This is a genomic window from Deltaproteobacteria bacterium (genome assembly GCA_011773515.1).
Lineage (GTDB): Bacteria > Desulfobacterota > Deferrimicrobia > J040 > J040 > WVXK01.
Genome location: WVXK01000065.1, coordinates 17,959 through 31,266, shown reverse-complemented (window position 1 = coordinate 31,266; position 13,308 = coordinate 17,959). Strand labels below are relative to the sequence as shown.

At 57.8% G+C, this 13,308-nt stretch carries 15 protein-coding genes; 11 read left to right on the top strand and 4 right to left on the bottom strand.

Translation table 11 applies throughout. The features are described from left to right. From GTN70_08100 to GTN70_08090, 3 genes are all read left to right on the top strand, one after another. The coding region (locus tag GTN70_08100) for a hypothetical protein (GenBank protein ID NIO16947.1) at nt 1-216 on the top strand (216 nt) is incomplete at its 5' end. Nucleotides 217-288: 72 nt separating this feature from the next. Further along, a complete protein-coding gene (locus GTN70_08095; GenBank protein ID NIO16946.1) occupies nt 289-660 on the top strand; it encodes an FHA domain-containing protein in 372 nt (123 codons plus the stop codon). 334 nt (nt 661-994) lie between these two features. After that, nucleotides 995-1,279, top strand: coding sequence for a hypothetical protein (locus GTN70_08090; protein NIO16945.1), 285 nt, complete (start codon nt 995-997; stop codon nt 1,277-1,279). 116 nt (nt 1,280-1,395) lie between these two features. Here the strand turns inward: GTN70_08090 and GTN70_08085 are convergent, their stop codons facing one another. From GTN70_08085 to GTN70_08070, 4 genes are read right to left on the bottom strand one after another with little or no spacing between them, the layout of a single operon-like run. Then, entirely contained in the window at nt 1,396-2,508 is a 1,113-nt protein-coding gene (locus tag GTN70_08085) for an ATP-binding cassette domain-containing protein (GenBank protein ID NIO16944.1), read from the bottom strand. Next, nucleotides 2,505-3,335: an ABC transporter permease subunit gene (locus GTN70_08080; protein ID NIO16943.1), complete on the bottom strand. Its 831-nt coding sequence runs from the start codon at nt 3,333-3,335 to the stop codon at nt 2,505-2,507. The genes GTN70_08085 and GTN70_08080 overlap by 4 nt, the downstream gene beginning before the upstream one ends. Continuing rightward, on the bottom strand, nt 3,332-4,213 hold the full coding sequence (locus tag GTN70_08075) for an ABC transporter permease subunit (GenBank protein ID NIO16942.1): 882 nt from the start codon (nt 4,211-4,213) through the stop codon (nt 3,332-3,334). The genes GTN70_08080 and GTN70_08075 overlap by 4 nt, the downstream gene beginning before the upstream one ends. An 11-nt stretch (nt 4,214-4,224) precedes the next feature. Then, the gene (locus tag GTN70_08070; GenBank protein ID NIO16941.1) at nt 4,225-5,517 is read right to left on the bottom strand and encodes an extracellular solute-binding protein; all 1,293 of its coding nucleotides are present in this window, start codon (nt 5,515-5,517) and stop codon (nt 4,225-4,227) included. A 318-nt stretch (nt 5,518-5,835) separates the two neighbouring features. Between GTN70_08070 and GTN70_08065 the strand changes: the two genes are divergently transcribed. The 8 genes from GTN70_08065 to GTN70_08030 all read left to right on the top strand — a co-directional run bounded on the left by GTN70_08065 (nt 5,836) and on the right by GTN70_08030 (nt 13,288). Next, complete coding sequence (locus GTN70_08065) at nt 5,836-7,158, top strand: YihY family inner membrane protein (protein NIO16940.1); 1,323 nt, start codon at nt 5,836-5,838, stop codon at nt 7,156-7,158. Between the two features lie 286 nt (nt 7,159-7,444). Further along, nucleotides 7,445-8,755 (top strand): ABC transporter substrate-binding protein, encoded by a 1,311-nt coding sequence (locus GTN70_08060; protein ID NIO16939.1) that lies wholly within the window; start codon nt 7,445-7,447, stop codon nt 8,753-8,755. Nucleotides 8,756-8,832: 77 nt separating this feature from the next. Beyond that, a complete protein-coding gene (locus tag GTN70_08055; protein NIO16938.1) occupies nt 8,833-9,690 on the top strand; it encodes a branched-chain amino acid ABC transporter permease in 858 nt (285 codons plus the stop codon). After that, the gene (locus GTN70_08050; protein NIO16937.1) at nt 9,677-10,624 is read left to right on the top strand and encodes a hypothetical protein; all 948 of its coding nucleotides are present in this window, start codon (nt 9,677-9,679) and stop codon (nt 10,622-10,624) included. The genes GTN70_08055 and GTN70_08050 overlap by 14 nt, the downstream gene beginning before the upstream one ends. Beyond that, complete coding sequence (locus GTN70_08045; protein ID NIO16936.1) at nt 10,621-11,334, top strand: ATP-binding cassette domain-containing protein; 714 nt, start codon at nt 10,621-10,623, stop codon at nt 11,332-11,334. The genes GTN70_08050 and GTN70_08045 overlap by 4 nt, the downstream gene beginning before the upstream one ends. Continuing rightward, a complete protein-coding gene (locus tag GTN70_08040; GenBank protein ID NIO16935.1) occupies nt 11,331-12,023 on the top strand; it encodes an ATP-binding cassette domain-containing protein in 693 nt (230 codons plus the stop codon). The genes GTN70_08045 and GTN70_08040 overlap by 4 nt, the downstream gene beginning before the upstream one ends. Nucleotides 12,024-12,261: 238 nt before the next feature. Beyond that, entirely contained in the window at nt 12,262-12,432 is a 171-nt protein-coding gene (locus GTN70_08035; protein ID NIO16934.1) for a hypothetical protein, read from the top strand. Nucleotides 12,433-12,679: 247 nt separating this feature from the next. Beyond that, the gene (locus GTN70_08030) at nt 12,680-13,288 is read left to right on the top strand and encodes a methyltransferase domain-containing protein (protein ID NIO16933.1); all 609 of its coding nucleotides are present in this window, start codon (nt 12,680-12,682) and stop codon (nt 13,286-13,288) included. The last annotated feature ends 20 nt before the right edge of the window (nt 13,289-13,308 follow it).

Below are 13,308 nucleotides of genomic sequence, written 5' to 3'. Positions count from 1 at the left end.
GACGTGGTAAGCGTGCTCAACCAGCACCGAAGCAGGGACCCCGTTCCCCCGCGTCGCATCCTGCGCGAAATACCCGAAGAGCTGGACTCGCTCATCCTCACGATGCTGGCAAAGGACCCTGAAGAACGGGTGAGGGACATGACGGGCATTGCACGGGTATTGAAAAAATACGTGGTGATGCCGGTTCCGCAGGAGAACTCGGCATCGCCCGGATGAAAACCACATACACCCCACTCGCAGAGTTTGGGGGAAATCGTTGAAAAAAACAACGGGCAGGGAGCACATATCATGGCAAAACTCATCGTAACACTGAAAGGGAAGACGCTGAAGGAGATCGAACTCGTAAAAAACGTTCCCATCACGATCGGCAGGGACGCGTCAAACGCACTCCAGCTGGAGAACCCGTCCGTCTCCCGGCATCATGCGAAGATATTCAAGCAGGGATGGCCGTTTTTCATCGAGGACCTGAAAAGCACGAACGGCACGTACCACAACGGGAACAGAATTAACTGGAAAGTAGCCCTGAACAACAAGGACAGGATCACCATCGGGAAGCACACGCTGATATTCCTGGACAAGAAACTCGATTACGATGACGACGAGAGGCTGAAAAACCTCAACCCGGAAGACACCATCTGCATCCCCGACTATGAGAAATGACCCGCTAAAACTGCCGTGACCGGCCGTCCCCCGAGCGCCGGCCGGGGAAAAACCGCTGAATTTGAAGATTTTCAACGATACGCCCCATACTTTCGGGTTGCCGATTAGCTGTTGTGCCATGACTTTTGCTTACCCGGAACCTTGCACGCCTCCCATCGAGGGAACCTGCGTCAACCATCTCACTTCCTTCTCCTGCTGCAATGCCCTGTGCCATAACGACTTGGTCTCCAACACGACCACAGGTAGGGAAGAAGATGAACCATCTCGGGTTTTTCCTCATCTAAACCCATGATACACAGCCAAAAACGAAAGAGATGAGGAGACGTAAACCCAGATGAAAGACAAGGTATTCGAAAGAGTACAGTTTTACCGGGAAACCCTCGAGCGGCACAGGCGGGAGGGGATAACGGACCCCACGATAGCCCTGAGCGTGGAAACGGTCGAACTGCTGCTCGACTACATCGAGAAAACAGAGAAGGAGCAGGAACAGTATTTCGACATACGCATGGAAGCAGTAAACCTGCTCCCCACGATAGAGCGGTTTATCCAGCAGGGTTTTTCCTACGACGCAATTCACAAGACGGAAGAGCTGCTCAACAGAATCATCGGCTATAAATGACGACCGGCACGTATCTTTTGCCCGCTCTCCCGGCCCCGACGCGGTCCGGGACGTGAATGATCGTGCCGTGAACGCGGCTCGAGCCCACCGGGAATGCCCAGATCCAACAAGCTGTCCTAATCCGATTTTTCTGATGCGGGAAAGAGGTGAATCCTCTCCCCGTCGACGGCCACCTCCACCACCGCACCGGCTTCGGGGAAACGCTCCCGGCAAAATGCCGACAGCAGGCTCATCCCGGCTCTGAGATGAACGAGCCTTTCCCTTCCCAGCGTCTCGACGGAGACCACCGTGGCGCTGAAGGTCGGCACGGGAGGAACCTTCTCTCCAACCACCGTGACGTCTTCCGGCCTGACCCCCATCAGGCAGCTGCCGGCTCCCAGCTCCCGTGCCCTCTCTCTCCCGGACGACGGGACCTTTATCCTCACCCCGTCAAAGCTCAGGAAGAACTCCCCCTTATCGCGTGAAAGTTGCGCCTCTATCAGGCTCATCGGCGGTGAGCCGACAAAGGTTGCCACGAAGGGGTTCGCCGGCGCACCGTAAATCTCGTCGGGAGTCCCGACCTGCTGGACGATACCATCCTTCATGACCGCAATCCTGTCGCCGAGGGTCATGGCCTCCACCTGGTCGTGGGTCACATACACGGTTGTTATCCCGATCGTTCGCTGAAGGGCCTTCAGCTCAGACCGGGTGGCCAGGCGGAGTTTCGCGTCGAGGTTCGAGAGGGGCTCGTCGAGCAAAAAGAGGCAGGGGTTGCGGACAATGGCCCGCGCAATCGCGACACGCTGGCGCTCCCCGCCGGAGAGCTCCGCCGGCTTTGCGCCCAAGAGGCCCGATATCTCGAGCATCGCCGCCGCACTCTTCACCGAGTCCTCTATCCTCTTTTTCTCGAACTTTTTGATCCGCAGGGGAAATGCTATGTTCTCGAAGACCGTCAAGTGCGGGTAGAGGGCATAGGTTTGAAACACCATGGCCACGTTGCGGTCCCTGGCAGAGACGAAAACTCTCTTTCCCGCAGATGCAACGAGGGTTGAGCCGAACCAGATCTCTCCCGCCGTCGGCTTTTCGAGCCCGGCAACGAGGTTCAGGAGGGTGGATTTCCCGCACCCGCTCGGGCCCACGATGACGAAAAACTCACCCGGGGGAATCTCGATGCTCACCCCTGCAAGCGCCGTCACCCTCCTACGGGCGGTGAGGAATACCTTTCCGAGATCTTTCAGCGCGAGCTTCATCCCTTGACGGCACCCCCGGTCAGCCCCGAGATTATCCGGCGCTGGAAAATCATCGCCAGAATGATCACGGGAATCGTGGATATCACCGATGCAGCCATTACGGTTCCCCAGGGCAGTTGCCCGTGAAGTCCCTGAAAGAGGGCAATTCCCACCGGCACGGTCCTGGCGCGGAAGTCCGTGGTGAGCATCAGGGCGAAGAGGAACTCGTTGAAAGCGAAGATGAAGGCGAGCAGGGCCGCAGAGAGGATCCCGGGTGCGGCGACGGGAAGGATTACCCTGAAGAGCACCTTCCATCTCGTGCACCCGTCGACGAGGGCCGCACTGTCAAGCTCCCGGGGTATGCGGGACAGGTAGCTCACCAGAATCCAGAGCGTGAGGGGAAGTATCCAGGCTGCATAGGGCAAGACGAGGGATGCATGCGTGTTGATCCAGCCCAGGCCGGCCATGAGCTTGAAGAGATAGCCGATCGCACTTACCTGGGGAAACATCGATATGCTCAGAACGGACAGGACGATCACCACCTTTCCCGGCAGGGGGAGGCGGGTAATGGCATATGCAGCCGGCACCGCCGCGAAAACGGCGAGGAGGGAGCTGGCGCCTGCCACGACGATGCTGTTTCTGAGGTAATGAAGGAAGTGAAGCGAAGGGTCCGTGAGAATGCGGACATAATTGACGATCGTGGCACCTGTGTCTCCCGGGGAAAAAATCAGTTCCGGGCTCCTGGCAAGGCTCACCACTGCCATGTAGACGATGGGAGCCAGGGCAAACTGCAGCATGAAGGCGACACCAATGGCACACAGGACGGCTCTTACCCTCTCTTCCCTCACGCCACCACCTCCCTGAAGCGAAAGAGCTTGAGGTACAGCAGGGAGAGGGCGAGGGCCAAGAGAAACAGGGTGACAGATACTGCCGATCCGTATCCGAAATCTCCCGAAACGAAAAAGCGGTATGCGTAAATCGACAGCGAGGTCGTCGAGCCCCCGGGGCCGCCCCCCGTTACCACGTAGACGATGTCGAAAATTCTGAGACCGTCAATCGTCCTGAAGATGAGGGCAACAACCACCATCGGCATGAGGAGGGGAAGGGTCAGCCTGGTGAAGCGCCGAAAAAAACCTGCCCCGTCGACCTCGGCCTGGCGCCTGAGCTCACCGGGGATCGTCTGCAGGCCGGCCAGAAGTATTATCGACACGAAGGGAGTCGTTTTCCAGACATCGGCAAGGACAAGGGCAAAGAAAGCCCCGCCATCGGAGCCGAGCCAGTTCACCGGGGCATCCGCAATACCCGTCTTGAGCAGGAAAAAGTTGGCCAGGCCGAAGCTGTAGTTGTATACGAGCTCCCACACCCTTCCCGACACCGCCGCGGGAACCGCCCAGGGGATGAGAAGAGATACGCGCAGGATGCCCCGAAGGGGAAGCTTTTCATGCAGAAGGAGCGCGAAAGCCAGCCCGAGGAGCAGCTCCAGGGGCACCGAAACGGCGACAAAAAGAAGGGTGAACCGCGCGGACTGCAAAAATCCCCCGTCATGCAGGAGCCTGGTAAAGTTTTCGAAATGAACGAACTCTCTCGCATAAAAGGTGGTGTCCCGGAAAAAAGAGGTGACGAGCGTCCCCATAACGGGGTAGAGGGCGAAAAGGAGCAGAAAAGCGGCGAGGGGGAGAAGGAAGGCAACAGCTTCGAGGGTCTCTTTCGGCGTGTTCTTTTCCATGGGTCACGAACCTACTTTCCGGCGTATCGCTCGATTACCATCCGGCTTTCCCTCTCGGCTTCCACAAGGGCCTTCCGGGGTTCCATCTTCCCGGCGATGGCGGCGTTCAGGTGCCGCTGGATCACCGCCGAAAGCTGCGAATAGTAGGGAACGGTGGGCCTGGGGAGGGCACGTTCGAGGACGCCCCGCAGCTCCCGGTAGTGGGGGAACTTCGCAAGGATCTCTTCGTCCTCGTATATGTCCCTCCTCCCCGAATTCCATCCGAGGCCGCTTACGAGATTCTTCTGGGTCTCGTAGGAAAGGATGTACTGAACCAGTCTCCGGGCCTCCTGCTTGGCGTCGGAAAAGGTCGAAATACCGATGTGCCATCCCCCCAGGGTCGATACGCTCGAGCCCGACTCGAAATGTGGCAGGGGCGCTATGCCGACCCTTCCCCTGACGAAAGATCCCTTTTCCTGGTGAATCGCCCAGGCATAGGGCCAGTTCCTCTGGAAGGCGGCGTTTCCCATTTGAAAGAAGGACCGTACCTCCTCCTCCTTCATCTCCGTGAAGGTGTTCGGCGGCGAAATGGCCCTCCCGTGGATCAGGTCCCTCATGAGTTCCAGGGCAGTCACGTTTTCCGGGGTGTTCAGGCGTATGGTCCCGTCTTTCAGGATGATGCCTCCCCCATTCGACGCCGAAAACTCTAGAAAATTGCAAATCAGCCCCTCGTACTGGGCCCCCTGCCAGACGAAACCGTAAAAGGCGCGGTTCTTTCTTCGCTGCCCGGCCTGGATCTCTGTCGCCATGGCCACCAGCTCGCGCCAGGTCTCCGGCGGCCCCTCGTACCCGTACTTCGCAAGGAGGTCCTTCCTGTAGTAGAGGAGTCCCCCGTCGACGTACACGGGGAGGGCAAGCACCGATCCACCGTAGGTGTCGGCAAGGGCCAGCACCCGTTCGAAGAACACGCCGGCCCCGATCTGCCCGGCAATATCATCGAGTGGCTCCAGCCAGTTCGACCCGGCAAACTGGGAAATCCAGGCAACGTCCATGAGGAAAACATCCGGGTCGGCCTTACGTGACTTGAGGGGAACGAGAAGCCCCTGGCGCCTCTGGTCCGTATCCGTGGGCTGCCGGAGAAGCTGCACGCCGATTCCCGTCTTCTTCTCAAAGTCGTCGATTATCTTTACCCAGAACTCGATTTCCTTCGGTGCGCCCCCGAAGGCGATGGTCAGCTTCCCCCTTTTACCGCCGGCGCAACCGTAAAAGAGCGGGAGTGCCAGCGCAAAGGCCAGGAGGGCTGAAGGGATCTTTTTTCCAACCATTGTGGTGCCTTTCTTTTTCCGGGAACCATATCCCGCTAATACTTATGGTAATCGCTGCACCTTCTCCGGGCAAGTTCAAGGGGAGGGAGAAGCGAAGACATCGATTGGTCAGGTGGCCCTTCCCCCTTCCATGAATCGTTCTATATCAGTTGGCGGGTCCCGTTTTGCCGTTTACTCTTCACACCCTTCCAACGAAGAGTTACCGCCTCTTTCTTTTTATTTTTGATCACCTTGGGATGACGGGCACCACCGCTTTCCGGTCCACTGCCCCTCTCTTGCCTCGATATGGAACGAAAAGTTGGAGTAAAATAGAAAGAAATGAAGATATCCGAAATTATTCAGTTTCTGAAAACAGACATATGGAGAATCCGGGAGAGGGACCTTACCCCCTCGAAGTGGTTCCTGATCAGGCTGCTTCGGATCATCATACTGTCTCTTCGGGGCTTCACGGAAAAAAGATGCCAGCTGAGGGCGGCCTCCCTGACCTTTTATTCCCTCCTTTCGATCGTTCCCGTCGTTGCCATGATCTTCGGAATCGCCAAAGGTTTCGGGTTCGAGAGGGCTCTTGAAAAACAGCTGATAGAAAAACTTGCGGGGCATCAAGAGGTCATCTCGCGGGTCATAGATTTCGCCCACGCACTCCTCGAAAACACCCGGGGCGGCCTCATCGCCGGCGTCGGGGTGCTCCTTCTGTTCTGGTCGATCATAAAGGTTCTCTCGAGCATCGAGAGCTCATTCAACGATATCTGGGGCGTTAAAAAGGGCAGGAGCCTGGGGAGAAAGATCAGTGATTATCTCTCCCTCATCCTCATCTGCCCCGTGCTCTTTGTCATGTCGAGCGCGATAACGGTCGCGGTTGCCAGCAGGGTGAAGGTAATCGTCGACAGCATAGAGCTCCTGGGTCCCCTGAGCACCGGGATTTTCATCGCTTTGAAGCTACTGCCCTTCATGGTGATCTCCATCCTCTTCACCTTTATCTACATCTTCATGCCCAACAGGAAGGTCAACTTCACCTCAGGGTTGCTTGCGGGTATAACAGCCGGGGCCCTCTATCAGATCTTCCAGATTGCCTATATAAAATTGCAAATCGGTGTTGCCAAATACAACGCAATCTACGGCAGTTTTGCCGCGCTCCCCCTTTTCCTCATCTGGCTGCAGGTGAGCTGGATCATCATCCTTTCCGGTGGAGAGCTCTCCTTCGCCCATCAAAACGTTGACACCTACGAGTTCGAGCCCGACTGCCTCAATGTAAGTCACTCCTTTAAAAATCTGCTGAGCCTGAGAATCGCCCACCTGCTGGTGCACCATTTCCTGAACGGGGAAAAACCCCTCGACGAGGATGATATTTCCCGCACCCTGGAAATCCCCATCCGTCTCGTGCGGCAGATACTGTTCGAGCTCGTCAATGCGGGAGTCGTTTCCCAGATCCAGGTCAACGAGGAGAGGATGGTGGCATACCAGCCTGCCCTCAGCACCGACACGTTAACGGTGAAATACGTTATGGATGCTCTCGACCAGCAGGGAACCGACAAGATCCCCGTCGCCCGGACAGAAGAGATGAAAGTGCTGTCCGAGTGCCTGATAGCCTTTGGAGACGCCATAGACAAGTCACCGGCAAACAGACGCCTGAAAGACATATGACCGGATGAGGGAGGAAGGCTGAAAGGAAGAATGGTTCAACCGGAAACCGTTAACGGTAAACGGTTAACCGTAAACCGTAAACTGTTTTCATTCCGCATTCCGAATTCAGCATTCCGCATTACCATCCATGGTACTTCCCCCTGATTCCCTTTCCTGTGATTTTTGCCCCTGGACCGAAAAACTCCACATACATCTTCCATGATCGGCGATATTGTAGTAAATTGGATATTGTCCACCATATTGCTTAAACGCGCAATCCCCGTAAACTCAAAAGAGGAGGTGTTTCATGAAAGACCAGAGCAGGAGAGATTTCTTGAAGGCCATCGGCGCAGGCGCAGGTGTTCTCGTGTGCGGCAGTCTCGGGGCAAGGGAGGTCATGGCCTCCGAGAAAATGGCGAAGATCAAGGACAAGATCAAGATCGGGCACATCGCCATATTCTCCGGCCCCTACGGGACTTACGGGGAACTGCAGCAGAGGGGCTCGCAGCTCGCCGCAGAAGAGATCAAAAAGGCCGGGGGTATCCACGGCGCAGACGTGGAGGTCGTCTACGGCGACTCGAAGGGAAAGGCAGCAGAGGCGATCAAGCAGGCGAGAAGGCTCGTGGAATCAGAGAAAGTAGACTTTTTGATCGGCATCGACTCCAGCGGCGTCGTCCTGGGAATCGCGGAGGTGATGCCGGAGTTAAACCGCCTCCTCTTCGTCACCCACGCCGCCACCCACAAGCTCACGGAAGAGAAGGTCTACAAGGAGGGGAACAAGAACGTGTTCCGCCTTGCAGCAAACGTCTACCAGGACGGCATCATGGCAGCCATCGTCGGCACCCACATGCCGGTCAAGCGGTGGGCTGGCGTTCATCCCGATTACGCCTACGGATACGACTCGTGGGATCTCTTCCAGAAGTCCCTGAAAAAGCTGCGCCCCGACGTGGAGTTCGTGGGAGAGGCATGGACGAAATCGGGGACGACCGATTTCAAACCCTACATCTCTTCGATCCTCGACAAGAAGCCCCAGGGGGTTTTCTCGGTCCAGTGGGGGCCCTCCCTGATCACCTTCGTCCGGCAGGCCATCGAAATGGGCCTCTTCGACGCCCTGAAGTACAAGAACGGGTACGCCTTCGTGAACCCGATGGGTTCCTCCATCGACGTGATGGAGGCTCTTGCGAAGGAATATCCCGAGGGTGCCTGGATATCGGGGAGATACATCTGGTCATACCCGCCGACCCCGATCAACAGCAACTTCGTCAAAGCGCACTTCGCAAAATACCAGCACCTCCCGGCATACAGCGGCGCCACGTCCTACACGGCCGTGTACCTGATCAAGAAGCTCGTGGAGGCAACGGGAACCATGGACATCAAGACCCACATCGAATTCCTGGAGGACCTGACCATCTACTGTCCCCTCGGGACGGTGCGGCTCCGCAAGGAGGACCACCAGGCGATATACGACGTTCCTTTCGGCCAGGTAAAGCGCGACCCCGCCTTTCCGATTCCCGTCCTGACGAACATGATCAGCGCGCCCGCTGACCTGTACTACCGGAAGCCGCCCTTTGACGACGTGCCCCCCTACACGGGCTATCCACCCTTTGTCAAGATCTGACGGAATGGTTACAATGGGGGAGCAGCCGGCATTTCAGAGCTGCTTCCCCATGCCGTGAAAGGGCCGGTTACGCGCACATGAGAATCGAGTCGCTCATATTCCAGCTCCTCGTGGGTATCTCAACGGCTATGCTCTACTGGATCGTTTCGGTCGGGCTCACCTTCACCTTCGGCGTCACCCGTGTTCTCAACTTCGCCCACGGCTCCTTCTACATGTTCGGCGCCTACCTGACCCTGGCCCTCTTCACCGCCACCGGGAGTTTCGTGGCATCCCTTATCATCGCCTCGCTCTGCGTCGGGCTCATCGGGATCCTCTGCGAACGGGGGCTGATCCGCTTCTCCTACGCTCTCCCCGTGCCCTTCCAGCTCGTGCTCACATTCGGGCTCGTCCTGGTCTTCGAGGACGTGGTCCGCCTGTTCTGGGGCACGGCGCCACGGGTCATCCCCTCCCTGGGGACGGGGACCTTCACGCTCATGGGCAGGAGGTTTCCCCTCTACTCGGTGTACCTGATCATCATCGGCGCCCTCATCGGGGGCCTGCTCTACCTGGCCATCAACAGAACGAAGTGGGGGGTGATGATACGGGCAATGATTTCGGACATCGACCTGGCCATGGCCAACGGCATCAACCCCGAGGTCCTCTACTCCTCCTCATTCTTCGTGGGATCCTTCCTCGCGGGCCTCGGCGGGGCCCTGTCCCTTCCCATCGGGTCCGCGTCACCGGGCATGGGGGAGCACATCATCATCTACTCTTTCATCGTCACCGTCATGGGGGGCCTGGGAAACATCAAGGGAGCCTTCGTGGCCTCCCTCATTATCGGGATCGCCGAGTCGCTGGGGGCGCTCTACTTCCCCAACCTGACCATGGCCATACCCTACCTGATTCTCGCCTCGATACTGGTGTATAAACCCGAGGGAATCTATGGAGAAGTTTAACCTGAAAAAGAGCGCTCCGCCCTTTGCCCTGGCCCTTTTCGTCGTCATCCTCTTCCCCTTCCTGGGGACAAGCTACGGCGTCTACCTCATGGTGAAGATCGGGATCCTCTCACTGTACGCCATCGCCTTCAACGTGCTCTTCGGCTACTGTGGCCTGCTGAGTTTCGGCCACGCCCTCTTCTTCTCGGGAAGCGCATACGCCATTGCCATATCCCTGGTGGTGTTCGACCTTCCCCTCTGGGCGGGGATTGGCATCGCCCTCGCCGTCCCCGTGGCCTCGTCGCTGGTGGTCGGCTTTCTCTCCCTCCGCCACCGGGAGATCCACTTCGCCATGATCACCCTGGCCCTCTCCATGCTCTTCTGGGGCATCGTGGTCAAATCGAGGAATGTAACGGGCGGCGAGGACGGGCTCGCCGGCATCAGCAGGGGTATGAGCGTCAAATCCTTCTACTTCCTCTCCTACGGGGTGGTGTTTTTCTGCGCCGGGGTCATCTACCGGATCGTGAAATCCGATTTCGGCCTGCTCCTTCGGGGAATACGGGAAAACGAGGTGAGGATCAAATTTTCGGGCCACTCCATCATGAAGCTCAGGATCGCTGCCATGGTTGTATCGGCCCTTTTCACGGGCATCGCGGGAATACTCTGGACCTTCGTGGACGGCACGGCCACGCCATCGATATGCCACTGGTCCTTTTCCGCCATCCCGGTGATCGCCACCCTCATCGGAGGACCCCAGAGCTTCGCGGGACCCGTCGTGGGAACGGTGGTGTACGTCCTGGCGGAAGACATCATCACCAAATACACCATGTACTGGCAGGTTTTTCTCGGCGTCCTCATCCTGGCCATCGTCCTTTTCTTCCGGGGAGGAGTGGTGGGCATCGTTACGGAGAAGCTTTTGTCCCCTGCCTTCAAAAGGGCAAAGGGAGGAACATAGTGTTTCTCGCCACCGAAAAGATAACGAAGAGTTTCGGCGGGCTCGTGGCCGTGAACGATGTATCCGCCTCTTTTGAAAAGGGCGTCATCACGGCCATCATCGGCCCAAACGGCGCCGGGAAAACGACCTTCGTGAACGTCTGCACCGGGGTGTTCAGGCCCGACAGGGGAGAGGTGCTCCTCGGGGGCAGGGACGTAACCCCCCTTCCCCCCCACGAGAAGGTAGCCCGTGGGCTCGGAAGGACCTTCCAGATCAAGAACATATTCCAGGGGCTCTCGGTGAGGGAGAACGTGAGGATTCCGCTCCTCTCACGGAAGCCGCCGGTGGACGTGGAGGAAGGAACGTCGAGGCTGCTTGCCCTGGTCAACCTGGGAAGGTTCGCCGATGGCGAGGCGTCGAGCCTCTCCCACGGCGACCAGAAGCTGCTGGAAGTCGCCATGTGCCTGGCCCTCGAACCCGAGGTCATCTTCCTCGACGAGCCCATGGCGGGGGTGAACCCGGCGGACCGGGGCAGGATCATGGATATCATACGCGATCTCAAAGAGCGGGGGCTCGCGGTAATACTGATCGAGCACAACATGGACGCCGTGTTTGCCGCGGCCGACAGGATTCTGGTCATGCACCGGGGGAGCATCATCGCCGACGGGCTCCCGGAAGAGATAAGGAGCAACCAGGAAGTCATTGACATCTACCTTGGTGGTCTCGAATGAGCGACACGATACTGTCGGTAAAAAACCTGTGCGCCAACTACGGGAAGAGCCAGATCACCTTCGGTGTCTCCCTGGAGGTCGAGCGGGGAGAGGTGGTTGCCCTGATCGGCAGAAACGGCGTGGGAAAGACCACGACGCTTCGGTCAATCGTCGGGCTGGTGGAGAAGCGGGCGGGCCGGGTGGAATACCGGGGCCGTGACGTTACCGCGATGAAACCCTACACGATAGCGAGGATGGGGCTCCTCTACGTCCCCGACGCGGGGGGGGTATTTCCAAACCTCACCGTGGAGGAAAACTTCAGGCTGTCGGTGAAAAAGGGCCACTTCACCCCGGAGTACGTCTACGGCACATTTCCCCAGGTAAAAGAGCTCAGACGGCGCAGGGGCGAACAGCTCAGCGGGGGCGAGCGAAGGCTCGTGGGAATTTCACGGGGCCTCCTGGCAAACCCGGAGATGCTCCTGATCGACGAGCCCTCCGAGGGGCTCGCCCCGTCAATCGTGAAGGAGATTGCCCGGATCATTACACGGCTCAAGGAGGAGAAGCTCTCCATGCTGATCGCCGACCAGAACCTCCCCTTCGTCCTGACCGTTGCAGACAGGATCTTCATCATGGACAACGGCCATATCAAGGCATCGGGAGCTGCGAAAGAGCTTCCCCGGGAGATAATCGAGAAACACCTCGCCGTGTGAAAAGATACTCTTGACCCCGCACTGCCTTCCGCGTTCGCGCTGCCGGATCCGGCAGCGCTGTTTTCCGGTGCCACGGACCCGGGAATGTTCCTGCCCGTACTCCGATACCGGCAATGGCCGTTCATCATTCTGAAAGGTTGCATTATATTGGAAAAAATATATAATTAAATGTAATGGCCCTGATAGGATTTCTGCCGCTGCATTTGACCTCCCAACCCGGTTTCGGTTGGAGCACCAGATGGCGGAACAAATCAAAGTCAGGCCAGTGACGGAGCACGAGATCAGGAAGCACCTGGATGTTATCTGGTTCGTATCGGCGACGAGCCTGGAAGACTCGATGCGGTACTGGCCACCGAGAATGAGTGACGAACCGGAGATCATCACCTGCGATGAGCACGCGGAGGGATAACACCCGCGGCCCCCTGCTCCCGTCTGTACGTTGAAATCTCCCGAGATGAGAAGAGGACAGGTACGCACGGGGATACGTGAAAGCGCTACCGTCACCGATTCCCCATCATAGCCCTGCCGCATACCACCTTCGATGCCTTCCCGATACTGATGCAATAACCACGGTCGCACAGGATACTTTTCCATTTTCTTCAAAACGCAAAAAAACCCGCCCCCCTTCGACTCATCTAAAGAAAGAGAGGTGACAGATGGACGAGGCGGAAAAAAATTTTCCCAAGTGGGAAACCCTCTACGAGGATGTAAAGGTCGAGACGATGCCCTGGTTCCACCCCGCCCTCGACCCGGACCTGGAACGGAGCCTTGCCGAGCTCGGCATCGTCTGTGGCTCCTTCCTCGATATCGGCACCGGCCCCGCAACGCAGGCGATTGCCCTGGCGAAAATGGGTTTCCGGGTCACGGCAACCGACATATCCGGCGCCGCGATAAAGAGGGGAAGGGGGCTCGCGAAGGAAATGGGGCTGCACATAGATTTTCGCCGTGACGACATTCTTGCAACATCCCTCATGGGGCCATTCGATTTCGTCTTCGACCGGGGGTGCTTCCACACCCTTTCCCCGGGCTATCGTGACCCCTACCTGCGGGTGGTCTCGAGACTGGTCCAAGGGGGTGGCTACCTCTTCCTCAAGTGTTTCAGCCACGAAGAGCCGATGGAGGACGGGCCCTACCGTTTCTCCCCGGAAGAGATACGCACCATATTCTCCGGCACCTTCGATACAGGACGCATCGAAAATACGGTATACCAGGGGACCCTCGATCCCCTTCCCAGGGCGCTCTTCTGTGTGCTGAAAAAAAGGTAGTCTCCACCCCGACCGGCAGG